The sequence below is a fragment of the Tolypothrix sp. FACHB-123 genome (assembly GCF_014697075.1).
In the GTDB taxonomy this organism is placed as follows: domain Bacteria; phylum Cyanobacteriota; class Cyanobacteriia; order Cyanobacteriales; family Nostocaceae; genus Aulosira.
In genome coordinates, this window is the sequence record NZ_JACJRE010000042.1 from 41,412 (window position 1) to 66,648 (window position 25,237).

23 protein-coding genes are annotated in these 25,237 nt (G+C 42.4%); 19 read left to right on the forward strand and 4 right to left on the reverse strand.

Annotation, left to right across the window (positions count from 1 at the left end):
- Positions 1-45 precede the first annotated feature (45 nt).
- From H6G41_RS23760 to H6G41_RS23785, 6 genes are all read left to right on the forward strand, one after another.
- A complete protein-coding gene (locus H6G41_RS23760; protein ID WP_190749247.1) occupies positions 46-1,872 on the forward strand; it encodes an AGE family epimerase/isomerase in 1,827 nt (608 codons plus the stop codon).
- Positions 1,873-1,892: 20 nt separating this feature from the next.
- Entirely contained in the window at positions 1,893-2,294 is a 402-nt protein-coding gene (locus H6G41_RS23765) for an STAS domain-containing protein (protein ID WP_190749249.1), read from the forward strand.
- 130 nt (positions 2,295-2,424) lie between these two features.
- On the forward strand, positions 2,425-4,542 hold the full coding sequence (gene glgX / locus H6G41_RS23770) for a glycogen debranching protein GlgX (protein ID WP_190749251.1): 2,118 nt from the start codon (positions 2,425-2,427) through the stop codon (positions 4,540-4,542).
- Between the two features lie 38 nt (positions 4,543-4,580).
- Positions 4,581-4,943, forward strand: coding sequence for an STAS domain-containing protein (locus H6G41_RS23775; protein WP_308796353.1), 363 nt, complete (start codon positions 4,581-4,583; stop codon positions 4,941-4,943).
- Positions 4,944-5,195: 252 nt separating this feature from the next.
- Positions 5,196-6,680: a PP2C family protein-serine/threonine phosphatase gene (locus tag H6G41_RS23780; RefSeq protein ID WP_190749254.1), complete on the forward strand. Its 1,485-nt coding sequence runs from the start codon at positions 5,196-5,198 to the stop codon at positions 6,678-6,680.
- 67 nt (positions 6,681-6,747) lie between these two features.
- Positions 6,748-7,203: an anti-sigma regulatory factor gene (locus H6G41_RS23785; protein ID WP_190749256.1), complete on the forward strand. Its 456-nt coding sequence runs from the start codon at positions 6,748-6,750 to the stop codon at positions 7,201-7,203.
- Between the two features lie 52 nt (positions 7,204-7,255).
- Here H6G41_RS23785 and H6G41_RS23790 read toward each other — a convergent pair whose 3' ends face one another.
- Positions 7,256-7,645 carry a monooxygenase family protein gene (locus tag H6G41_RS23790; protein ID WP_190749258.1) on the reverse strand — a complete coding sequence of 130 codons (390 nt, stop codon included), beginning with the start codon at positions 7,643-7,645 and terminating at the stop codon, positions 7,256-7,258.
- A 114-nt stretch (positions 7,646-7,759) separates the two neighbouring features.
- Between H6G41_RS23790 and H6G41_RS23795 the strand changes: the two genes are divergently transcribed.
- From H6G41_RS23795 to H6G41_RS23805, 3 genes are all read left to right on the forward strand, one after another.
- On the forward strand, positions 7,760-8,302 hold the full coding sequence (locus tag H6G41_RS23795) for a PadR family transcriptional regulator (RefSeq protein ID WP_190749260.1): 543 nt from the start codon (positions 7,760-7,762) through the stop codon (positions 8,300-8,302).
- A 151-nt stretch (positions 8,303-8,453) separates the two neighbouring features.
- Entirely contained in the window at positions 8,454-9,878 is a 1,425-nt protein-coding gene (locus tag H6G41_RS23800; RefSeq protein ID WP_190749262.1) for a folate/biopterin family MFS transporter, read from the forward strand.
- A gap of 146 nt (positions 9,879-10,024) precedes the next feature.
- Positions 10,025-11,524 carry a carotenoid oxygenase family protein gene (locus tag H6G41_RS23805; RefSeq protein WP_190749264.1) on the forward strand — a complete coding sequence of 500 codons (1,500 nt, stop codon included), beginning with the start codon at positions 10,025-10,027 and terminating at the stop codon, positions 11,522-11,524.
- Positions 11,525-11,571: 47 nt separating this feature from the next.
- On the opposite strand, the gene H6G41_RS23810 is transcribed toward H6G41_RS23805, so the two are convergent.
- Positions 11,572-12,942, reverse strand: a complete 1,371-nt coding sequence (locus H6G41_RS23810; protein ID WP_190749266.1) for a cytochrome P450 — start codon at positions 12,940-12,942, stop codon at positions 11,572-11,574.
- Positions 12,943-13,185: 243 nt separating this feature from the next.
- On the opposite strand from H6G41_RS23810, the gene H6G41_RS23815 reads away from it, so the two are divergent.
- From H6G41_RS23815 to H6G41_RS23830, 4 genes are all read left to right on the forward strand, one after another.
- Positions 13,186-14,475 carry a Glu/Leu/Phe/Val dehydrogenase gene (locus tag H6G41_RS23815; RefSeq protein WP_190749268.1) on the forward strand — a complete coding sequence of 430 codons (1,290 nt, stop codon included), beginning with the start codon at positions 13,186-13,188 and terminating at the stop codon, positions 14,473-14,475.
- Between the two features lie 459 nt (positions 14,476-14,934).
- The gene (locus H6G41_RS23820; RefSeq protein ID WP_190749270.1) at positions 14,935-16,977 is read left to right on the forward strand and encodes a bifunctional serine/threonine-protein kinase/formylglycine-generating enzyme family protein; all 2,043 of its coding nucleotides are present in this window, start codon (positions 14,935-14,937) and stop codon (positions 16,975-16,977) included.
- Positions 16,978-17,085: 108 nt separating this feature from the next.
- Complete coding sequence (locus tag H6G41_RS23825) at positions 17,086-17,307, forward strand: hypothetical protein (RefSeq protein ID WP_190749272.1); 222 nt, start codon at positions 17,086-17,088, stop codon at positions 17,305-17,307.
- Entirely contained in the window at positions 17,304-17,693 is a 390-nt protein-coding gene (locus H6G41_RS23830; protein ID WP_190749274.1) for a type II toxin-antitoxin system VapC family toxin, read from the forward strand. The genes H6G41_RS23825 and H6G41_RS23830 overlap by 4 nt, the downstream gene beginning before the upstream one ends.
- 318 nt (positions 17,694-18,011) lie before the next feature.
- Here the strand turns inward: H6G41_RS23830 and H6G41_RS23835 are convergent, their stop codons facing one another.
- Entirely contained in the window at positions 18,012-18,155 is a 144-nt protein-coding gene (locus H6G41_RS23835; protein ID WP_190749276.1) for a hypothetical protein, read from the reverse strand.
- Between the two features lie 317 nt (positions 18,156-18,472).
- On the opposite strand from H6G41_RS23835, the gene H6G41_RS23840 reads away from it, so the two are divergent.
- From H6G41_RS23840 to minE, 6 genes are all read left to right on the forward strand, one after another.
- A complete protein-coding gene (locus H6G41_RS23840; RefSeq protein ID WP_190749278.1) occupies positions 18,473-18,778 on the forward strand; it encodes a hypothetical protein in 306 nt (101 codons plus the stop codon).
- A 170-nt stretch (positions 18,779-18,948) separates the two neighbouring features.
- On the forward strand, positions 18,949-19,617 hold the full coding sequence (locus H6G41_RS23845; protein WP_190749280.1) for a hypothetical protein: 669 nt from the start codon (positions 18,949-18,951) through the stop codon (positions 19,615-19,617).
- A 5-nt stretch (positions 19,618-19,622) separates the two neighbouring features.
- Positions 19,623-20,960, forward strand: a complete 1,338-nt coding sequence (locus H6G41_RS23850) for a four-carbon acid sugar kinase family protein (RefSeq protein ID WP_190749282.1) — start codon at positions 19,623-19,625, stop codon at positions 20,958-20,960.
- A gap of 127 nt (positions 20,961-21,087) precedes the next feature.
- Positions 21,088-22,197, forward strand: coding sequence for a septum site-determining protein MinC (gene minC / locus H6G41_RS23855; protein WP_190749284.1), 1,110 nt, complete (start codon positions 21,088-21,090; stop codon positions 22,195-22,197).
- 44 nt (positions 22,198-22,241) lie between these two features.
- Positions 22,242-23,048, forward strand: a complete 807-nt coding sequence (gene minD, locus H6G41_RS23860) for a septum site-determining protein MinD (protein WP_190749286.1) — start codon at positions 22,242-22,244, stop codon at positions 23,046-23,048.
- A gap of 33 nt (positions 23,049-23,081) precedes the next feature.
- On the forward strand, positions 23,082-23,390 hold the full coding sequence (gene minE / locus H6G41_RS23865; protein WP_190749288.1) for a cell division topological specificity factor MinE: 309 nt from the start codon (positions 23,082-23,084) through the stop codon (positions 23,388-23,390).
- Positions 23,391-23,877: 487 nt separating this feature from the next.
- Here the strand turns inward: minE and H6G41_RS23875 are convergent, their stop codons facing one another.
- Positions 23,878-25,206: a hypothetical protein gene (locus H6G41_RS23875; RefSeq protein ID WP_190749290.1), complete on the reverse strand. Its 1,329-nt coding sequence runs from the start codon at positions 25,204-25,206 to the stop codon at positions 23,878-23,880.
- Between the last annotated feature and the right edge of the window lie 31 nt (positions 25,207-25,237).

The window sequence follows — 25,237 nt, forward strand, 5'->3', positions numbered from 1 at the left end:
GATTTAGCAACAATATCTACCCTTCTATTTCCTTAACAGTAAAAGATGAACAAACTAAACTTCTCAATCTCAGACACAATCACTGGTTACGTCACTGACTTTAACCCCAGTGATAAGTCTTTTGGTATTAAAACCTCAGGTGAGCAAGAATACAGAGCATATCTCACTCCAACTGTTTATGCCAGAATTGCCCAAAACCTAGAAGAGCCTTACAGAGATTGCACTGGACAAATTGAACAACTGCTAGTACCAGGTCAGCACGTATTTGCTTACGGTGTTTTTTATCCCCAGGGAGATGGCTATAAATTTGAAGCTAAGTCCCTAGTATTCCCCAATGATAAACCAGGTTCCTATCGCCACGAAGAACCAGACTGGTGGATTAAACAGATACGTTCGATTGCTGACAGCTACCTAAAATGGCAATTTAATTATCCCGATCGCGAAATTGATTACCACGAATACCGCACTTATCTACACTTAGCCGGAGGTAAAAAGCGCGATGATTTTTTACAAGAAACTGATACCATTTCTCGTCTCGTCTATGGTTTCGCTTCAGCGTTTCTCTTAACCGGTGAAGACCGCTTTCTGGAAGCAGCAGAAAGAGGCACAGAATATCTGCGCGAACACATGCGCTTCTACGATCCTGATGAAAACCTAATTTACTGGTATCACGGGGTTAAAGTTACTGGTCGTCGGGAACAAAAGCTATTGACTTCCGAGTTTAGTGACGACTACGACGCTATCCCCGCCTACGAACAAATTTACGCTTTAGCTGGCCCGATTCAAACCTACCGGATTACAGGCGATCCGCGCATTCTCAAAGACGCAGAGATGACCGTGGATTTATTTGATAAATTCTTCCTGGATAAAGACGGTGGTGGCTATTTCTCCCACATTGACCCGATTACCCTCGATCCCCGTGCCGAATCTTTAGGTCGCAACCGCGCACGCAAAAACTGGAACTCAGTCGGTGACCATGCACCTGCCTACCTAATCAACTTGTGGTTAGCTACAGGCGAGAAAAAATACGCTGATTTCCTTGAATACACCTTTGACACCATCGCCAAATATTTCCCTGACTACGACAACAGCCCCTTTGTCCAAGAGAAATTCTTTGAAGACTGGAGCAAAGACCAAGAATGGGGTTGGCAGCAAAACCGCGCCGTTGTCGGTCACAACTTGAAAATTGCTTGGAACTTGATGCGGATGAATTCCCTCAAGTCTAAAGAAGAATATGTACAACTAGCAGAAAAAATCGCTCACCTGATGCCCAAAGTTGGTAGCGACCAACAAAGAGGCGGCTGGTATGACGTAGTTGAACGGGTTCTTGCTGAAGGTGAAGAACAGCACCGCTTCGTTTGGCACGATCGCAAAGCTTGGTGGCAACAAGAACAAGCTATTCTCGCTTACCTCATTCTCTACGGTATCTTGAATAAGCCAGAATACAAAGTTCAAGCCCATGAAGCCGCTGCCTTCTACAATGCTTTCTTCCTGGATCATGATGACGGTGCAGTTTACTTCAACGTTTTAGCTAACGGCTTACCTTACCTGTTGGGTAACGAACGCTTCAAAGGCTCTCACTCCATGAGTGCTTACCACTCAACAGAACTATGTTATTTATCAGTAGTCTACACTAACCTACTGATTACCAAGCAACCACTAGACCTATACTTTAAACCCCAACCAGGTGCATTCAAGGACAACATCCTGCGGGTGCAGCCTGATATCTTACCTCCTGGTAGCATCAAGATAGGTGCTTGTTGGATCGATGACCAACCATACACCGATTTTGACGCTGATGGCTTAACTGTGAAACTACCAGACACCAAAGCCCAACTCAAAGTCAAAGTTACAATTGTCCCTACCGCTTAGTCTGCTGGAAGTAATTAATTATGGAGATTATTGTCAACAAAATCCAAGTAACTGCAATCAACACAAGCGATGCAGCTTCAGCAGTACAAGAGGAAGTCACTGTAGTCGAGCTAGATGGTGATGTAGATGGCAAAACCGCGCCAGAAGTGCAAACTCAAGTTTTACCTTTGGTGCAACCAAAAAGTAAATTGCTGCTGGATTTAACAAAAGTTCCTTATATGTCCAGTGCTGGCTTACGTGCATTGCTATCCCTACATCGCAAATTTGCCGATCAAGAAGGACAACTGGTACTGGTAGGAGTTGCACCAGAGATTCAAGATACGATGGAGGTTACTGGGTTTCTTAATTTCTTCACTATTAGCAACACCATAGAATCGGGCTTAAAATCTCTCCAAGTTAAAGTTCATCCTCTACCTGCTTAATCAACTCCAGAAGATTGAGTCCCCAAGGAACAGACGCGGTCAAGCAATGCTTTAGCAATGCTTTTTGTACCGCGTCCCTGTTTCCCCCATCGGCCGAGCTGAATGCCATTCCACTCACTAGCAAAGAATAATGGAGCGCATCGACGTTAATCCCACCCATATCTACGACGGCTTTAAACTCCGTCGGGGTAAACCTTTCCCTTTTGGAGCCACACTAGTTCCAGGCGGGGTGAACTTTTCTATTTTTTCCAGTCACGCCAAATCCTGTTCTTTAGTGCTGTTTAAGAAACACCAGCCCGAACCTTTTGCAGAAATTCCTTTTCCCGAAGAGTTTCGGATTGGGAACGTTTTTTGCATGGTGGTGTTTGACTTGGATTATGAAGAAATCGAGTATGGCTATCGTATGGATGGCCCCTTCGATCCCAAAGCCGGACACTGGTTTGATAAGAGCAAAATTCTCTTAGATCCCTATGCCAAAATTATTGGCGGTCGGGATGTTTGGGGCGTAACGCCAGATTGGAGCGATATTTACCATCACCGCGCCCGGATTGCCTTTGATGACTTTGACTGGGAATCAGAGCGACCTCTGGAAATTCCGCCAGAAGACTTGATTATTTACGAAATGCATGTCCGCAGCTTTACCCGCCATCCGTCCTCTGGGGTAAAGCATCCAGGAACCTTTGCGGCGATTCGTGAGAAGATCCCCTACTTAAAAGAATTGGGTGTAAACTGCATCGAACTCATGCCTGTATATGAGTTTGACGAGTTTGAAAACTCTCGTCCTAATCCCCAAACAGGTGAAACATTACTTAACTACTGGGGATACAGTACTGTGGGTTTCTTTGCACCCAAAGCAGGGTATGCAGCCACAGGTAAGTTTGGGATGCAGGTCGATGAGTTGAAGACACTGGTGAAAGAACTTCATGCTAACGGCATTGAAGTCATTCTAGATGTGGTCTTTAACCATACCGCCGAAGGTAATGAAAACGGCCCAGTGATTTCCTTCCGGGGTATTGACAATAAGACATATTATATGCTTACTCCAGAGGGATACTATTACAACTTTAGTGGTTGCGGTAACACCCTCAATTGTAATAACCCCATTGTGCGCAGTATTGTGCTTGACTGTTTGCGTTACTGGGCATCGGAGTATCACATCGACGGCTTCCGGTTTGACTTGGCATCAATTCTCGGACGCGATCCTTGGGGCGCACCCCTAGCCAATCCACCGTTGTTGGAAACATTAGCCTTTGACCCAATTTTGGCAAGATGTAAATTGATTGCTGAAGCTTGGGATGCTGGCGGTTTGTACCAAGTCGGTTCTTTCCCAGCTTTTGGTCGCTGGGCGGAGTGGAATGGTAAATACCGCGATGGTATTCGCAAGTTCCTCAAAGGCGAACCGGGAAGAGTTGGCGATATGGCGCAAAGGTTGCAAGGTTCACCAGATTTGTATGCTTGGGCGGGACGCGCACCTGCAACTTCGATTAATTTCATCACCGCCCATGATGGTTTTACCTTAGCTGACTTAGTTTCTTATAACGGTAAGCATAACGAAGCCAACGGAGAAAACAACAACGACGGTACCAACGATAACGATAGTTGGAACTGTGGCGCAGAAGGCTGGACAGACGATCCAGGTATTAATGCTTTGCGTCAACGGCAGATGAAAAATGCGATCGCTCTGTTGCTAGTCAGCCAAGGTGTACCGATGATCCTCATGGGTGATGAAGTCGGACGCTCTCAAAACGGTAACAACAATACTTACTGCCACGATAACGAGCTGAACTGGTTGAATTGGGAACTGTTAAAGTCTAACGCCGACCTATTCAACTTTGCTAAACATTGCATCGCTTTTCGCAAAGCCCACCCCGTACTGAGAAATCACTGGCACTTCCAAAATCGCGACTACGTTGGTAGTGGCTATGCTGATATTACCTGGCATGGTACTAAAGCTTGGAATGCAGACTGGTCAGACGCTAGTCGTACCCTAGCTTTTATGCTTTGTGGCAAACACGCTAAAGGTGGCACAGTCAACGATAACTATATTTACGTTGCCATGAATATGCACTGGGAAGCTCACTGGTTTGAAATTCCCCAACCGCCAGCGGGTATGAAATGGCATATCTTTGCCAACACCGGTGCGCCTGCTGGGGAAGCAAGCTGGGAGCAGGGTAAAGAACCAGAACTAGAAAATCAGCAGGGAATTTTACTAGGCGATCGCTCATTAGTTATTCTAGTAGGCAAATAAATCTTCGGGTTTCGTCCGTTAACAATGACGAAATATCAATCAACAACCAAAACCTTAGCAAAACGGAGAATGAAATTATGACTTTTAGTGCAACCCTGGAAATTAAAGACGATACCGCTAAAATTACTTTAACTGGCGAACTAGATGCTAGTTCCGCAGGCATTTTTAAAGCAGAGGTGGAAAATGCCCTCAAAGCCGGAGTGAAGCGTCTAGTGTTGTTCATCCAAGATCTTGAATATATCGCCAGTGCTGGATTGCGCGTCCTCATTTTTGCTAAACAAAAAATGGGTGCTGATGCTGATATTCATGTAGTCGGTGGACAAGAACAAGTGCTAGACACCCTAGAAAAAACTGGTTTCGATCAAGGCGTGATTATCCAAGATACCTACGAAGTAGCCTAATTCTGGTAGTAGAGAATTAGGAACAAGTTTGAAGTATGAAGGCTAAAGTTGTTTAGCCTTTAGCTTTTCTTAGATTGTGAGCAAAATTTTCAAGTATAATGAAAAACATCTTTAATTTCCTTACTTAAAAATACACTGCCAAGGTGACTCTTAAATTTTGTCACTGGTGCGCCATGTTAACTAATATTCTTCAGAGAATTTAGGTCACAGTAGCGCAAAACGGCTCCTAAGATCTACCTCCTCATAAAATTTATGGATACTCACAAACCTTTGAGAGAAGACCAATATTACGAAGAATTGGAGTCGTTGCGCCAAGAAGTGGCTGCACTGAGAAATGCACAAGCTGCTTTTGAAGCTCAAAGAGAACTGTTGGCAAAGGTAGTGGCGATGGCACGTTCTCCCGAACAGGAGGAAATGCTCAAAATTACTTTAGAAGAAGCATTACATGTTTGTTGCAAACTCACAGGGGCGGAAACAGGTAGTCTATTTTTGCTCAATAGTCAGGGAGTAGTTACTGACAGTATTCTCACGCAAAAGACCACCGCAAAAGATACCCGTTCCAAGTTAATTGGTAGCGTTTTAGACAAAGGTCTGGCAGGTTGGGTAAACCGTCATCGCGAAATTGGATTGATTACCGACACCATAGAAGATGATCGCTGGTTACAACTGCCGAATCAGCCATATACTGTGCGTTCAGCATTAGCTGTGCCAATTCTCAAAGAAGAGGTTTTGTTAGGTATTCTTACCTTGCTACATAGCGAGCCTCATTGCTTTAATTGGGAAATAGCCAACTTAATGCAGAAAACGGCTAATGAAATCGCATTAGTCTTAGAAAATGCTGAATTATACGCCAAATTAGAGGAATCTTACAATTTTCTAGATCAAGCCAAACAAGAGATAGAAGCTTATTCTCAAGCTCTGGACTATGAATTAGAAAAAGGTAGGCAGATTCAGCGAGATTTTTTGCCAGAAGATCTACCAAAACTCTCTGATTGGGAGATTGCAGCTTGTTTTTATCCCGCACGCCAAGTAGCAGGAGATTTCTATGACTCTTTCATGCTTCCTGGTGGGTATGTAGGTTTAGTGATCGCAGATGTGTGCGACAAGGGTGTAGGTGCAGCTTTATTTATGGCTTTGTTCCGCAGTCTGATTCGGATTTTTTCCGGACAGACTAATTTGTGTAGCGTGACAATTCTCGGTGATGAGGAGGTATTAAATGGTGTAACAGATGTGCAGATGAGCAGTAATCTGGAACAGGCTCAAGCTCTCAAAGCTGTAGGGCTGATTAATAACTATATTGCTCAACAGCACGCACAGATGAGCATGTTTGCAACGCTGTTCTTTGGAGTTTTAGATCCGAAAACGGGCATAGTTAACTATGTTAATGGTGGACATGAGCCATTATTTATTATTGATTCCCAAGGTGTGAAAGCGACTCTCAAGCCAACAGGCCCGGCAGTGGGAATGATGCCCCATATGAAATTTAAAGTGCAGCAGGTGCAACTTGCTCCGGGTGACATCTTGATTGGTTATACAGATGGTGTCACAGAAGCTCGTGCTCCAGATAACAAATTGTTTACCAGTCAGAGACTGCTTTCACTGTTTCAACCACCGCCAGCTTCAGCAAGTCAACTTCTAGAGTGGATCAAAACCAACTTATTTGCCTACATGGATAATGCTCCGCAGTTTGATGATATTACCATGCTGGCTGTGCAGCGATTAGAAAATAATCAATGAGAGAGAAATTAAGTAATTTCTCTGGGCTATTTAGTAAAAAAATTACTGGCAATCAATGAGATAATTTATGGAACCTTTAACGGTCGAAGGAACGCTTGACTCTTTGAGCGATATTGCAAAATATGTCTTAGCAGCCGCAGCTACTGCAAACTTAGACAAAAAGACTTCTTATAAACTCCGGCTGGCAGTAGACGAAATAGCAACCAATATCATCGTACATGGTTATGAAGAAGCTGGCCGCGAGGGTATAGTCATCTGCCAAGCTATACTTACCGATGATTCTTTAACCATTACCTTGGAAGACACAGGCGAATTCTACGATCCCACCAAGCAAGCTCTTCCAGATGATATGGATTTGCCTATGGAGCAACGAAAGATAGGGGGATTAGGCGTTTACCTCACTATTCAAGGTGTGGACAAGTTTACTTATGAAAGAGTAGGTAACAAGAATCGCAATATATTTGTTGTAAATCGAATTTCTTCTACAACCGCAGAAACACTACCTAGTTCTAGTTCTAAATAATTATTAAGACACTGAACTTTGATCCTTGCCAGCGATCGCTTCTCAAGAAATTTTAGCTGGTTAAACTTGCGTAAAGCATTGCCATACCTTGAGGTTCGTGGCTGTATTTTCCACTGTGCAATGGGTGATAAGTCTCATTGTATAAGCACAGGCTGCGGGGATTTTTCATCACAAACTGCATCATCTGGCGATGTGCTTCACCTCGAAAGAACTGTTTGAGGTCTAGTTGCGATCGCCAATAACTTACCATAATTACCTCATTGGGTGCGCAAATACCAGCTTTGACTTGCACGCAACCTTCAGCCTGAATAGTTGCATTCTTAATCCATAGGAGATTTTTCCACATCCAGAAAAATCCCGCGCGATCGCGTGCTAAAAAACCGTTAACAAAAACTACCGCTTCTGGTTGTTCGGGTAAATCAATTTGGTAAACGGAATACATAATTGCACTTATCCTCTTGAGTTAAAACTATCTATTCAACAATCTTATTATTCAATTAGTTGAATATATTTTTTAGTGTATATTCAACTAATTGAATATGTCAACTCATCGCCCATGTCTCTTACCTATGCCATTCTGTCAGCCTTAGTCAGCGCCCCCAGTAGTGGTTACGATCTAGCCAAGCGTTTCAAGCCTTCTGTAGAAGGTTCCGTTGGTTTTTTCTGGAGTGCGAGTTTTCAACAGATTTATCGAGAACTGAACCGCTTAGAAGAAAAGGAATGGCTGCAAGCCGAATCTGTACAACAAGAAAATCGACCGGACAAAAAAATTTATGCCGTGACAGGATTGGGTAAACAGCAATTGTGTCAGTGGATTGCTGAAGCAGAGGACATGGTAGCTATCAAAGATGATTTAGTCGTGAAACTTTATGCAGGTCATTTGGTTTCATCTGAAATACTCATAGCAAAACTGTCAGCCCACCGTCAGCAACATCAGCAGCGACTAGCGATTTATCAAGAAATTCAGAGTCAGTACTTCCAAAATCCCCAAGAATTGTCAGAAAGTTTAAAATTTCAGTACATGACATTATTGCGGGGAATCTACTACGAAACAGGTTGGTTAGCTTGGTGTGATGAAATTATGCCCTTGCTGAATTGACAAGGGGGACAAGGTAGAGGGGCTAGGGACTAGGGGCTAGGGGCTAGAAATAAAAGGGTGACAGAATACCCAATGCCCAATGCCCGATGCCCAGGTTCATAGATTATGGATATGATAGAAAAGTAGATAAAACTTAAAAAATATTCATCAAATGCTGATTCAATCCTCTGGCTTATCCAAGGTCAAAGACTCAGTAACAGCAAAAATTTTCTTCGGTCATGAACCAAGTACCGAGTTAATCGCCATTCTTACTGTTTACTTTGTCCAAGGTATCTTAGGGTTGGCACGTTTAGCTGTCAGCTTTTTCCTCAAAGATGAACTGCTACTGAGTCCGACGCAAGTATCAGCGCTCTTAGGTATAGTCGCCTTACCTTGGATTGTCAAGCCGCTATTTGGCTTCATCTCCGACGGTTTGCCTATATTTGGCTATCGTAGACGACCATATTTAATTTTATCGGGAATCTTGGGAACAGTTTCCTGGGTGAGTTTAGCAACAATAGTTCATACTACCTGGGCTGCTACCTTAGCGATCGCTTTAGGCTCACTTTCCGTTGCAGTTAGTGATGTGATCGTTGACTCTTTAGTAGTTGAACGCGCCAGAGGAGAATCCCAAGCCGATGCCGGTTCATTACAATCTATTTGCTGGGGTGCTTCCGCCGTTGGTGGTTTACTCACAGCTTATTTAAGCGGTTGGCTCCTACAACATTTCTCTACACACACTGTATTTGGAATTACCGCTATCTTCCCGCTATTAGTTTCAGCTGTAGCTTGGCTAATTGCTGAATCTCCAGTTAACAAAGATCCTGAAAATCCCGAGCAAAATAACTTTGTCAGCGTCAAGCATCAACTTGTACAACTGCGCCAAGCTATTACCCAAAAAGCAATTTGGCTACCTACCGCCTTTGTCTTTATTTGGCAAGCTACCCCAACAGCTGATGCAGCATTTTTCTTTTTTAGCACCAATGAATTGCACTTTGCACCAGAATTTTTGGGACGGGTACGCCTAGTTACAAATTTTGCATCTTTACTAGGTATTTGGGTTTTCCAACGTTTTCTGAAAACCGTACCTTTTCGCGTCATTTTTGGTTGGAGTACAGTACTTTCCTCTGCTTTAGGAATGACGATGCTGCTATTAGTAACTCACACTAACCGGGCTTTAGGTATAGATGACCACTGGTTTAGTTTAGGTGATAGCTTGATTCTTACCGTTATGGGGCAAATTGCCTATATGCCTGTGTTGGTATTAGCGGCGAGAATCTGTCCTCCGGGAGTAGAAGCCACATTATTTGCTTTGTTAATGTCAGTATCTAACCTTGCAGGAATGGTGTCCTATGAATTTGGGGCGATCGCTATGCATTGGTTAGGAATCACCGAAACTAACTTTGAATTGCTGTGGCTGCTAGTAGTAATTACTAACCTCAGCACACTTTTACCATTACCATTTCTCAGCTGGCTACCAGCCGCAGAAGAGCAAACTCAGATTTCCTCATTGCAACCAGCCTCTGCAAATGAGCCGTTTTTACCTGAGTTGATATCTGAGGTAGAAGCGACAAACAGCCAAATTCAAAGTCGATAATAAACAATTATTTTGCTCAAAGACAAGGAAATTCAAATTATTTCGTAGTAAGCACTTTAGTGCTTGATTTTTAAAGAAATTAAGCCCTAACTACGTTGAAATTTCCTGTGTGTCTTTGTGCAAGATAACAAGAGGATATTAAGGGTATGCAGAGTTCAAAAATTTCAGAAAACTCCATTTTAGAACCATCTTATACTCGCGCTGATTGGCAAAGAGGGTATGAATCTTTATATGAAGAATTTGATTATTGGATTGATGATATCGAAGGAGAAATTCCCCCAGAACTGCAAGGTACATTGTTTAGAAACGGCCCTGGTTTATTAGATGTAAACGGTCAACGGATTCATCACCCTTTTGATGGTGATGGGATGATTAGCCGCATTAGCTTTGTTAATGGCCGTGCCCATTATCGCAATCGCTATGTGCAGACTGAAGAATATATTGCAGAACAAAAATCTGGAAAAATTCTTTATCGCGGTGCATTTGGTACGCAAAAACCAGGTGGTTGGTTAGCTAATTTTCTCGATTTCAAAATTAAAACAATTGCTAATACCAACGTTATTTATTGGGGTGGAAAATTATTAGCACTGTGGGAAGCTGCTGAACCTCATCGCCTAGATCCACATACCTTAGAAACTTTAGGAAAGGAATATTTTAATGGTGCGTTGTCAACAGGTGAACCTTTTAGTGCCCATCCTCGGATAGACCCCAGTTGTCAACAAGATAATGGCGCACCTTGCTTGGTTAACTTTTCCATTCAACCAAAATTCTCTACTAAAATAACCATTTTTGAGTTGAATCTAGCAGGGGAGATAGTGAGAAAATATGACCATAGTGTACCTGGTTTCTGTTTTATTCATGACTTTGTAATTACGCCTAATTACTGCATCTTTTTCCAAAATCCCGTTACCTTCAATCCCATACCGATGGTTTTAGGAATCCGTTCGGCTGGGGAATGTATCAAATTTCATCTGGATCGACCTACTCAGATCATCGTGATTCCTCGTAACCCCAAAGCCGGGAAACAAGACATCAAAATTTTAGAAACACAAGCAGGTTTTATCTTTCATCACGTTAATGCTTTTGAAGTAGGTGATGAAATTGTCATTGACTCAATATGCTACGATTCCTTACCAGAAGTTGAACCTAAGAGCGATTTTCGCCAAGTAAATTTTGAAGCCAATACACCAGGAAAACTCTGGCGATTTGCATTGCAACTGCAAAATACAACAGTGGAACGCAAGTTAATTGAAAGTCGTTGTTGTGAGTTTCCTACCATTCATCCTAATAACGTCGGACGCCAATATCGTTATCTATATATAGGTGCAACTCATGCAGAGACAGGTAATGCTCCTTTGCAAGCAATTTTGAAAATTGATTTAGATTCGGGAGAGAAACAACTTTGGAGTGCTGCACCTCGTGGGTTTATGGGCGAGCCGGTTTTCGTTCCCCGTCTAGGTGGAGAAACAGAAGATGATGGTTGGTTGTTGGCTTTAGTTTATGATGCAGCTCATCATCGGTCAGATGTGGTAATTTTGGATGCAAGAGATTTAAATCAAGGTGCGATCGCGCGTTTGCATCTCAAGCATCATATACCCTACGGTCTACATGGAAGTTTCACCCCTGAAGTGTTTGTCTCACCTTAATTGATATCATCCCCACACTCTAAAAAGCGGTGTGGGGTATGGGGTTATTAAACAGCAGTATATACAGATACTTTTTCTTCTGGATTCAAAGAGCGAAAACTTACCTTCATACCATCACGGGGTTTAGGTGTAGGTACCATCACCAAATCTAAATCTTGTTCTGGTAAAAGTTCCCAATTATACCCACGAATTAAAAGTGCAGCGAATAGTTTCATTTCTAACTTGGCAAACTCTTTACCTAAACATTCCCTAACTCCCCCACCAAAGGGTACATAACTAAAAGGTTTCGGTTTATCCTCTGCTTGTTCTGGTGCAAATCGCTGGGGATTAAATTGTTTTGGCTCAGTATAAACACTGTTATCATGATGTGTTTTACCGATTTGGTAGAGAACCGACCAGCCTTGAGGAATGCGCCAGCCATTAAACTCACAGGATTGAATTACTTCCCGGAAACCTCCACCGACTGGGGGAATAATTCGCAGTACTTCCTTGAGGATTAAGTCTAGATATTGCATCTGTTGTAAATGCGCCATCGTTAGCGGTTCATCTTTAGCCAATTGCTGTTGTTCTGCACGGGCTTGTGCTAAAACTGCTGGATTCTGCGCTAATAATAAACATAGAGACGCGATCGCAGATGTTAATGTCTCATGACCAGCAAAAAGTAATAGTAGCACCTGGTCTTTTAGTTCTGGCAAACTCAAGCTATTACCCTCTTCATCCCGTGCTTGCAAAAGCAACCCTAAAGCATCTTCAGAAGAATCAGGTTGTTGTTGACGCTGAAGTATAATTTCCTCAATTTTCTCTAGCAACTGCTGACGACAACGCAACGCCCGACTAAACCTAGTTCCAGGTAACCTGATAGGAAGAGTAAATAAACCACCGCACCATTCCTCAAACAACTCAGCAAAATGACTATCAGCAGCTGCATCTGTACCAATCAGCAATTTACAGGCAACATCAAAAGTATACTTTCTTAACTCCGGATACCATGTCAATTCACCTATCTTTTCCCAGTTATGCAGATAAGCTTGGGTAATTTCCGCCATTTTACCGACATATCCCGCCAGCGCTCTAGGTTGAAAGGCTTGGGATAGTAGCTTACGCCGCTTTTGATGTATACCACCCGTTTGTATAGACAGAGATGCTGGGCCTAGTAAAGTTTTAGTGCTATCCGGCCAGCTAATCGAAAAATATTGATTTTCGTTGGTTAATAAAAAGCGATTAGCATCAGCGCCAATCATTACTACTGTAGGACGACCAAACAGATGGGTTTTGAAAATCGATCCATATTTTTGATACCGCTTATGAGTAAAGTCGGGATCGTTTAAAAAGCTAATTGTTTCGCCAATTAACGGTAACCCGAAGTTACCCGGAGGTAAAGGTAGAGTAGATTTTACCTCAGTAACAGTAGTTTTCATAGCATTAAACCTAACAGATTCACAGCAGTATCTCGATCCTAAAGCATTTACCGAAAATATGAACTTTTGTTGAGAACGCCCTAATTTTAGCGATCGCGTAGTCAGCACTTTAGCCGTATGCATAAAACTTGAATAAAATTGTAACAAAAACTACAAAAATGCTAATTTTCTTTAAAAGAAAGGATAAGCTAGGCATATATATATTTCCGGTTCGCAAAGATACCGCGATTAGGAGAAAATTTTATGGTTGCAACACCTGTATTACCACTGGAACCTGCGACTCCAGCGCATATTTGTCCATTCGATCAAGCTTGTAGCTACCTAGAAGCAGCAGCTAAAGAATTAAAATTAGATGCAGGAATTTTAGAAATCCTTAGTCATCCACGTAAAGTAGTTACAGTTTCTATTCCAGTCAGACTGGATAATGGAGAAATCAGGGTATTTGCCGGACATCGGGTACAACACTCTGATATTTTAGGCCCTTATAAAGGCGGTACTCGTTACCATCCAGCTGTGACACTGCGAGAAGTTTCTGCTTTAGCAATGCTGATGACTTGGAAATGTGCGTTGTTAGGAATTCCCTACGGTGGTGCAAAGGGTGGTATTGCTATAGATCCAAAACAATATAGTGTTACTGAATTAGAAAGAATTACCCGCCGTTACACCAGCGAATTAATTAAAGATATCGGCCCCTCTGTAGATATTCCCGCACCAGATGTAGGTACTTCCGCCAGAGAAATGGCTTGGATGATGGACACTTATTCTATGAACGTCGGTCATGCTGTACCAGGGGTTGTCACAGGTAAACCAATTTCCGTTGGTGGTTCCAGAGGACGAGAAATGGCGACTGGACGCGGAACCATGATTATTGTCCGGGAAGCATTGGCGGATAGAGGTAAATCCTTAGAAGGTGTGCGAGTTGCGATTCAGGGTTTTGGTAATGTGGGTATGGCAGCAGCTGAATTGCTGCATGAAGCTGGAGCAATTATTATTGCTGTGTCTAACAGTAGCGGGGGAATATATTCGGAAATCGGTTTAGATATTCCGGCTTTAAAAGCATACGCTGCAAAGAATCACCGCAGTGTTGTTGGTTTCCCGCAAACCGTACCCATTAGCAACGCAGATTTACTAACTTTACCTTGCGATGTTTTGATTCCCGCAGCTTTGGAAAATCAAATCACCCAAGAGAATGTAAATCAAATTCAAGCGCATATTGTAGCCGAAGCAGCCAACGGCCCAGTAACTTTAGAAGCTAACCAAGCACTAGAAGCGCGGGGTGTAGTAGTGTTACCTGATATTTTGGCGAATGCTGGTGGTGTTGTAGTTAGTTATTTGGAATGGGTACAAGGACTTTCTTATTTGTTCTGGGATGAAGAACGGGTGAATCGCGAAATGGAACATTTGATGGTACATGCTTACCGTCAAGTTATGGAACAATCTCAGCAAAGACAGATTACTATGCGGTTAGCAGCTTACACTTTAGGCGTGGGTAGAGTTGCACAAGCATTGAGCGATCGCGGTCTTTATCCTTAGTCATTTGTCATTGGTCATTTGTTGTCAGCAATTAAATAGCTAGTTACATTACTAATTTCATGATAGAGGCGGATGATTTATCTGCCTCTTTTTTTGGTTATCCTCTATCTATGAAAACAGCTATTCAAAATAGGCTGAATCACAATATTCGCTGAAGCCAAACAGTTATTGATTTTGCACTTAAAGAAGCTGGCAAAATTTGATGATTTACTAATCAATTGTCTATTGAAATCATAGCGCACTTTAAATTTGTTCTGAGTACTGTAAGATGCGATCGCTTATTATTCCATACCCCTATGGGGAAGCAACTTTTGTGCATCTGCTGCGTCAACAAATTTAACCGCAGACCTCGCTTCTATCAATGCGAATCATCTGCACTCAGGCTGAAGTTGACTTGTCGTATTCCATCATTGACAATTACACTTAACTTCATCAGGTTTCTGGGGGTTGACAGTCATCTTGAACACACTGGCTGGACGCTACGAAATCATTCGGCAACTAGGCGGCGGTGGTTTTGCTGTAACATTTCTGGCTAGGGATAATTTGCAACCTAGCAAACCTTTATGTGTCGTCAAGCAATTGCGTCCCAATCAATCCCATCCGCGTGTGGTGGAATTCTTTGAAAAAGAAGCGGCTGTTCTGGAAAAATTAGGACAACATACGCAAATTCCCCAATTACTTGCACATTTTAGCGAGGATGAAATTCTCTACATAGTTCAGGACTTTATCGAAGGACAAGACCTGAGTCAAGAAATTATCCCCGGTAGGCGATTGAGTGAGGATTATGCAACTAAGTTGTTGCAAGATGCGCTAGAAGTTCTGTCCTTTATTCATAGTAAAGGAGTAGTACATCGCGATATTAAACCGCAGAATTTAATGCGCCGACATGAAGATGGGCGAATTTTTTTGATTGATTTTGGCGCAGTTAAAGAACTTGGTTCTTTAATGGTAAATTCTCAAGGTGAAGTCTATTCCAGCGTTGTCATCGGGACTTCGGGGTATATGGCGTCAGAACAAAAAAATGGCAGACCTTGCTTGGGTAGTGATGTTTATGCTTTAGGGATGACCATCATTCAAGCGTTAACTGGTATTTTACCCTCCCAATTACCAGAAGATCCATTAACAGGGGAAATTATCTGGCGCAATCAAGTACAAATTAACGATCATTTGGCGGAAGTATTAAATAATATGGTGCGGCGTCACTTTAGTTTACGCTATTCCCATGCTGGCGAAGCATTGCAAGCGTTAAAAGTACCGCCAACACTTTTGCTAAATCCTTCTGCGGAGCAAGTCTACCGTCAAGAGGCGAGAAATCGCGCACAACAGGGACAGGGTAATTTTTCCGTTTTTGCGTTGAAAATATTGGAAGCTAAACGGATTGAGTTAGGGTTATCTGAAGAGAAAACACAAGAAATTCACGAACAAGTTCTGCAACCATATCGCGAATATCAAAAGAAGTTACAGGAATACGAACAAGTTTTAATTGATGCAGTTAAACAGCATTATCCTTTTAATGAGACGACGCAAAAAGATTTGCAAGATTATCAGCAACATTTAGGATTACGAGATGAAGACATCGCGGTGATAGAAGCCAGAGTCCTTCCTGAAAAACCACAACATGGAAAAGTGGAAGTAAAAACTCAACTGTTTGAATTTGAATTTGCTACTCTAACTGTGAAATCTGAATTAGCAAAGAAAAGCAACAGTTTGATAATTAATCGCATTCGCGGACGAGCAAAGTTTTTTGCTGAAAAGTTGGGTAATAGTGGCATAGTTTTAGAGATGGTTGCAATTCCTGGTGGTGACTTCCTTATGGGTTCGCCAAAGGATGAACCAGAAAGATATAACTCTGAAAGTCCACAACATAAAGTGACGATTCAACCGTTTTTCATGGGAAAGTATCTGGTAACGCAGAGTCAATGGAAAGCTGTTGCGGCTTTTGAAAGGGTAAATATTCCCTTGAATTCTGAAGTATCCCATTTTAAAGGCGCTAATCGACCTGTAGAACAAGTATCTTGGGATGAAGCTGTTGAATTTTGTGCGCGACTTACTCAATTTACAGGAAAACCCTATCGTTTACCCACGGAAGCAGAATGGGAATATGCTTGTCGCGCGGGAACATTTACGCCGTTTTGCTTTGGGGAAACGATTACAACTGATTTAGCTAATTATAACGGGAATTACGTATACTCTTCCGGGACAAAGGGTGAATTTCGCGGACAAACAACCGATGTGGGAACCTTCCCCGCTAACCCTTTTGGTTTATTTGATATGCATGGTAATACTTGGGAATGGTGTCAAGATAACTGGCACAAAAATTACAATGGTGCGCCTACAGATGGTAGGGTTTGGCTGAGTGATAATCACAATCGCTTGGTACGTGGTGGTTCCTGGAATCTGAATCCTTGGAATTGTCGCTCAGCTGTGCGTAATTGTAATGCGCGAGAGAATAAATATATTAATGTTGGTTTTCGGGTTGTGCTGGGTTATTTGAGCCATTAGTTCATGGGATGGCTACGACAAGCCGCGCTCCGACGAGGGGAACTCATGTAAACTAGGATAAATAAAATTGTTTGCTCATTTATTAGATCCACAGCTAGCAGAGTAACAATGAAAGCACATCGAATTGAAACAATATTAACTGAAGACGGAACTTTGATCGTCAAAGATCTACCATTTCAGGCTGGGGAAGCAGTGGAAATTATCATTTTAGAAAGCCAAACTCATCCTCAACAAGCGAATCCTTATCCTTTGCGTGGTAAACAACCATACCGTTATGAGGAGCCTTTTGAACCTGCTGTGCCTTTGGAAGATTGGGAAGTCTTGCAATGATAGTATTAGATACCCATATATGGGTTTGGTGGGTTCAAGGTGATGCAAGACTGACAACAAAATATCAAAACTGGCTGCAACAATATGAATCCCAAGGGTTAGGAATCAGCATCATGTCTTGTTGGGAAGTTGCGAAATTGGTAGAGATTGGCAAGTTAACTATACCCGATCCAATTGATGTATGGTTAACAGCAGCTTTAGCTTACCCAGGTGTACAGTTACTCGAACTAACAATTCCAATTATCGTTGAATCAACCAAACTCACAGGTTTTCACAAAGATCCATTCGATCAAGTTATTGTAGCCACTGCCAGAATTTATGGCTGTCAGTTAGTAACTGTTGACGCAAAAATTCTGGCATATTCTGGGGTGCAAACTCTTAAATAAATATCAACAAAGTTTTTCACCCATCATCAACAGCCACAAGGTAAATATACAGCATATTTTAGGTAAATGAGGTACAAGCTTCGGGGCATGGCAGTGCCAGTGCCCTTACAATCAACGATAATCTGTACCTAACCAACTGGCAATCTGCTGTATATAGCTTACAGCAATTTTCAGGTAAATAGACAACACTGTAGGGGCACGGCATCTACCACCTGTGTCAACTTAACGCAAAACCTTTATCCTAACTGGCTCCCATGCTCTGCGTGGGAGCGATGATCTCATAGCGATGCTTGCGGTTCTGGCTAGCCTACGCATTTGTTATTTCGGCGTATGCATTTGTAACTTCGGCGTATGCATTTGTAACTTCGGCGTATGCATTTGTAACTTCGGCGTATGCATTTGTAACTTCGGCATATCCATTTGTAACTTCGGCATATCCATTTGTAACTTCGGCGTGTCCATTACGCACTCAGGAAATTACTAGCTGATATCGAAAATAACCAAGTAGATGATAATGGTAGGGCAATTTTACGCTTTATTGCTGCTCAAGGAGAAGGAGCGATCGCACTTCACGAAACCCTATCACAACAGTTTCCCTATGCTGCAACTACCCGCAAGTTACTATTACAGCGAGAGTTAATCGAAGAAGTTGGTGAAGGCGATCGCTTTCAGGTAGAGTTAATTCGCCGTTGGTTTACCTTAGACAGGTAAGTTAGTTGATACAATGGCATTGTTAGTTGATGCGATGTCTACGACAAGCTGCTTTGCGTCTACTCATTATGAGTCAAACACCCATTACAGTCACTTACTCCTTAGAGGAAGTCTTAAGCCAAATTAACCAGAAGTTAGACAAGCTTCAGGAAGACGTTACCGAAATCAAAATCGGACAAGTCAAGCTAGAAGGAAAACTTGGGACTCTTGAAACTGAGTTAAAAGGAGAAATTAAAGTACTGGAAATGGAAATTCAAGGAATTAGTAAGCGGTTAGATACTCAAGAGTTTATCAATCGTTCTGTTGTTGTTGGTTTTGTCTTAGCGATTTCCGCAGGCGCAGTTAAGTTATTTTTTCCCAACTTTCCTAATTAGAATTGGGGACTGAAGAAATAAAAAAATACCCAAATCCTATTATTAGATTGTTTTCAATGGCGGGAGGAAGGGCGGGTAAACCCCGCTTCTACTAATAAACAACCATCGCATCTACACCAAACCGACTACAATATATACGCAACTCGCGCTTCCTTAAGGAGTATCCAGCAGTGCAGCCGGATTTATTAGGTTTGGAAATCAGTAAAGGAGAATTGAGACGCTTAACTGGGTTCGATCCAGAAGACGTTTTCCGACCTTCTATTATGGCAGACCGCGAGAGGCGATTAGGTTTTTTGATTAATGAGGGACTGGTGGCGCTGGCGTTAACGCCGATTATTGTCGGGGGAATTTATGCGTTTATTATTCTGCCTGCTATTGGTTCTTCAATTAAATTAGGCATTCTGTTATTAATCTTAGTACCAATTGCTGTACTTGTCGGGCGATCGCTCTGGCGTAAGTTTACTTGTCCCCAAGGTTTAACTATCCTTTTAGATGAAGTCGATAAATATCACTCTGTCATCAACGCCATCGATATTAACGATCAATTAGCCACATCTGGTAACAGTCAAAGCAGCATAGACGATCGCGATCGCGTTATCTCCGCGTTACAACTGATTCGCGAAGATTTAGTTCGCGCTTTGAAAACCGAACGAATTTTACGTGATAATAAAAAATTGCTTGCTAACAATCAAGAGTTATTTGTCAATAATTTAGCTAATCTCCAAGCTTTGCAACAGAGCAATCAAGCTGGAGAATATGCGCAATTTCTCAATCAATCATTGCAAATTGCCTTGGATGTGCAAGCAGAAATTAATAAATTACAGTCTCCAAAACGTTGACTTCAATGACCAACAAACCGAAAATTATTGTTCTGGATGACGATCCAACAGGTTCCCAAACAGTCCACAGCTGTTTGCTGCTGATGCGTTGGGATGTGGAGACTTTACGCATCGGTTTGCAAGATGAATCGCCAATTTTCTTTATTCTCACAAATACGCGATCGCTTCCCCCAGAATCAGCCGCAGCTGTAACTAAAGAAGTCTGCCAAAATTTAAAAGTCGCTTTAAAAGCCGAAAATATTACCGACTTCTTGGTGGTTAGCCGTTCTGATTCCACCTTACGCGGACATTATCCCATCGAAACAGATGCGATCGCCCAAGAACTCGGCCCCTTTGATGCGCATTTTCTCGTTCCCGCATTTTTTGAGGGGGGACGCATCACCATCGATAGCATCCATTATTTAATTGTTGAGGGTAAACCTAAGCCAGTACATGAAACTGAATTCGCCCGTGATTCTGTCTTCGGCTACCATCACAGTTACTTACCCAAATACGTAGAAGAAAAAACTCAAGGACAAATCCCGGCTGAGTCTGTCACCAGATTTCTATTAGATGATATCCGTGCAGGTAGTTTGCAGCGATTGTTACAATTAACTGGTAATCAGTGCGTTGTTGTTGATGGCGAAATTCAAGCCGATCTCAACACTTTAGCAGCTGATATTTTAGCAGCCGCCAGTCAAGGTAAACGCTTTTTATTCCGCAGTGCTGCCAGTATCTTAACAGCCTTAGCTGCCTTACCTCCCCAACCAATCGCCGCCGAAAATATGGCAGAGTATGTTCGTGATGGTAAACCAGGTGCAGTCATTGTTGGTTCTCATGTTAAAAAAACTACCCAACAATTAGAAGCACTGTTGCAAGCAGATGGTACTGTCGGCATTGAAGTGAATGTAGCGCGATTATTAAATAACCAAGAAGATACATCAGATACATTACTTACTGAAATCTTAGCGACTATCCAAGAAGTACATGCAGCTGGTAAAACACCAGTAGTTTATACCAGCCGTCAAGAACTAACTTTTGCGGATGTCAATACAAGATTAGAGTTTGGTAGTAAAGTTTCTAGTTTATTAATGGATATTGTTCGAGGTTTGCCATCTGATATAGGATTCTTGATTAGTAAAGGCGGCATTACCTCAAATGATGTTTTAAGTACGGGATTGGCTTTAACTTCAGCGCGATTAATGGGACAAATCTTAGCAGGTTGTTCGATGGTGTTAACACCTATCGATCATCCCCAGTTTCCGAATTTGCCCGTCGTCTTATTTCCTGGTAATGTTGGCGATGCTGAGGCTTTAGCAACAAGTTATCGGCGATTGACGAAAAAAGTGCAGACAGCAGCGTGAATATTTTCACCACAATCTGATATACTCTGCACTCAGTAGTTTCTGGGGTGAGGATGTTATTGCCAACTGCAACTAATTTATTAGCGATCGTTGCTCAGATTATTCTTTCTCTTGTGGCGGGTGTTGTATGACTTCTGATTCTGCCGATTTAGAGTCCAATTCTGCAATTCCTAATGCAGAAGCCCAATCTAACCTTTCGCCTAGCGAGTCAAATGCTATTCTCCCTGACACAGAGTTAAATTCTGTGCTGCAATTTTTAAAGGCTAATGCACCATTAAACGCAGATAGTCTTGAAGGAGAGCAAAATTCTCTGACTACTGATGGGGAAGCAAAAAAAGACAACCCAGAAGGTGAGAAAAGTTCTGTAACAACAGATGCAGTCGAAAATTCCGCAAATCCTGAAGGGGAAAAGCAAGCTGAGGCGAATTCTCACTTAGACTTAATTTCCGCCTTGTCTGATTTAAATACCCTAGATTTAGTACCCCCAGAAAATAAAGTCAAAAATAATATTCAAGTTCAATGGAAAACACAGGAGGGAAAACTTTTATTAATTTTACCCACAGAAGCCCAAGTACCTGCCGCAGACTTTACCTGGTATGAAATTTGGCAACAAATGCGCCAACGCCTACAAGCCGATCGCTTTCGGGTAGCCAATACACCAGTACATCTGCTGGCAAAAGACCGCTTGTTAGATAGCAGACAACTGCAAGAACTAGCTGAGGTCTTAAATGAAGTCCAACTCCAACTAAAATCTGTAGCTACCAGTCGCCGCCAAACTGCGATCGCAGCTGTATCTTCTGGTTATTCTGTAGAACAACTACAACCAGAAAGTTCTCTCAGTTCCGAAACCAAAGCCGCACCCACTCCCTTAGCAGATGCTTTGTATCTGGAAATGACAGTACGTTCGGGAGTCGAAATTCGTCATCCCGGTAGCGTCATCATCTACGGAGATTTAAATCCAGGTGGTAGCGTAGTAGCAGATGGAGATATTTTAGTTTGGGGTCGGTTACGCGGAGTCGCCCATGCTGGTGCAAGTGGTAATCGGGAATGTCTGATCATGTCCTTGCAAATGGAACCTACCCAATTGCGGATTGCAGACGCCGTAGCTAGAGCACCAGAAAAATCGCCTACCCAGTTTTCCCCGGAAGTAGCGCATATCACACCCCAAGGTATTCGCATCGCTAGGGCGATAGATTTTTCCCGTAACCAATTAAATCGGATGAATCTAGAGCCGTAAGTAATTACTATAATTTCTAAACCCTAATTGAGCGTGTTTCGATCATGACTCGCATTATTGTCGTTACCTCCGGTAAAGGAGGAGTGGGTAAAACCACAGTTTCCGCAAACCTGGGCATGGCTATAGCCAAAATTGGGCGTCAAGTAGCCTTAGTTGATGCAGATTTTGGTCTAAGAAATTTAGACTTGCTGCTAGGACTAGAAAACCGCATTGTCTACACGGCGGTAGAAGTTTTAGCCAGAGAATGCCGTTTAGAACAAGCTTTAGTTAAAGATAAGCGGCAAACTAACCTTGTGCTGTTACCAGCCGCCCAAAATCGCACCAAAGAATCAGTCACCCCCGATCAAATGAAGTTATTGGTAAACGCACTGGCGCAAAAGTACCAGTACGTAATTATCGATAGCCCGGCGGGGATTGAAATGGGTTTCAAAAATGCGATCGCCCCCGCCAAAGAAGCCTTAATTGTCACCACCCCGGAAATTTCTGCCGTCCGCGATGCTGACCGTGTAGTCGGGTTATTAGAAGCACAAGGAATTAAGCGAATTCATCTAATAATCAACCGCATCAGACCCGCAATGGTGCGAGCCAATGATATGATGTCTGTTCAAGATGTTCAGGAACTTCTGGCCATCCCCTTGATTGGCGTCATCCCTGATGATGAACGTGTAATTGTTTCTACCAATCGTGGCGAACCTCTGGTATTATCAGATACCCCCTCGTTAGCAGCTACAGCCTTTGAGAACATTGCACGGAGATTAGAAGGGGAATCTATACCTTTTCTTGAACTAGACTCAGGCCACGACAACATCTTTACTCGGTTAAGAAAATTGTTGTGGACAAAACTTGCATAACTATATCCTTCCGTCTCCGCAGACCTATTAGCAATGATTCTCGAACTTTTAGAAAGACTTTTTTTTCGCGCACCAGATACCAGTCGGACGCATGTTAAACGTCGCCTGCAATTGGTGATCGCCCACGATCGCGCTGACATCGATCCCCAGAAATTAGAAAAAATGCGACAAGAAATTTTAGAAATTGTCTGTCGCTATGTGGAAGTTGATACAGATAACTTAGAGTTTTCTCTAGAAAGTAATCAACGAACCACAGCCTTAATTGCTAACTTACCCATTCGTCGAGTTAAAGAAACAGAAACCACAGAGGAATTAGAAAGCAGCGAAACCACAACGCTGTAATTTTTTATGAAGTATTGTTTGATTTTATGGCTATTAGCTCACAGCTAATGGCTAGTACGTTTATGCGAAAATCAAAATTTCTTAAATCGTTATACTAATACCAATTTGAAAAAAGAATGCAACAGATGGTAGGGGGATGGCAGTGCCATGCCCTGTAGAATATATTGATGTGTCGCAATCATTATTTGAATTGGTATAATAATTGCTGAAAATGGCTGATTCTGACCGCGAACAGAAACATGAAGGGTGAGGATTCCTGAGAACAGGTGATGCGTCAAGAGAATACATCAACCTCATTCGTATCATTACCATTGGGGATTTGACTCGGTTTGATGAATCAGAATATCGCGAACGCTGTGTTGATCGTTTGGTGGAAATTGTCTTAGAACTTGATAATTACATGGGAGTGGGTCGGCTTTTTATTCCCTAAAAAAAATCCTGTTGTTACAAATTTAACAACAGGATGATGAAGATTATATAAACTCAATTATCGATAAGCAACTTGTGGCCCTGCCCATACATCTGTATGCTTTTGACCAAAAGTAATTGGCTGATCGGCATTCGTATTTGTATTTACAATCTTCCCATCAGCTGCTACCTGTACTAATGGCCATTCTTCTTCACCTAATTGTCCAGCACGGAAGAGTACGCGATCGGGTTGACCTTTACTCCAGCCTAACAGCACAGCAATTTTTTCATGCTCATCTTCTGATTCGCTTACAGGAGAAACAGTGTTAGCTTGATTGTTTTGGCTATCCCAAATCACTGCGCGATCTGTAGCATCGGCTGTGTTGAAGATCCCTTCAAACCGACGCGCTAAAAAGCGATCGCCTTTTTCTGACCAGCTAACCGGAACTAATACCCCAATTGTGCCCTCTGGCTGTCCGGCTTCTTGTGTTTGTTTAACATTTAATAAAGGATCACCCAACACAGAAGTTGAAGCAATTACCCGCAACTTCTTAGTTTTTACCTCTTCCACAAACAATACGCTAGTCACCCGGCTGTTATACATTTGGGGTTTTACTTCCAGTCGCACCCGACTATAAACCACATACTTACCATCGGGAGAAGCTACAGGAACGCTGCGGTAGTAACGCACTCCCGAACCTCCCTGTGATGCTATCGCTTCTTGAGTAGCTAGAATCCATTTCCAAGGAATCGGATGGGGACTACCTATGGGATCGTTTGCTGCTTGTTCTGAGCCTGGTTGTTCAGACACAGGTATTTCTGTGTTAGCGTTTGGTTGCGCTGGTTTTAAAATAGGTGAAACTTGAGTAGCAGCTAATGATTGAGTTAAAATTATCTCTCTTGGCAGAGAATTACCAGCTGCCTTCAAAGATTTAATTTTTGAGTCTTTTAACTTTTCCAATAAATTTAATTGGTGAGAATTTAACTTTGTCGATGGCGCAAGTTCCACTGCTGCTAATGGATCTTTACCAGCTACATTGCTACTAGAAATAGCATGGTCTTGTTGAAGAATACTTTCAACTCCATCTGAAGACTGAAGGTTATCTACTGACGATGGGGATTCTCCAACAGTAGCCATTCCTTGCATGTGAGAGTCCAATTCTCTCGGTGCGGTTGTGGAATCTGCTGTTAATAAATCGGCTAAATCTGGTTCGCTAACAGCTGCGAGTTTTAAAGAAGCTGAAGCAGATTGTTCGCCTTCAGAAGTGTTATTTGCTACTTCTGATTGATGAGCCGAGGTAGAGTGACCTGATGCTGCTACTAGAGGGGCGATCAGTATCGCAATGACAGCATATTTGATAAATGGTTGTGTGCGAAACCATCCTGACAGCAAAAGAGGTTTAAGCATGGGTTGACTCTCTAGGGGGTAGCAGTTGCTG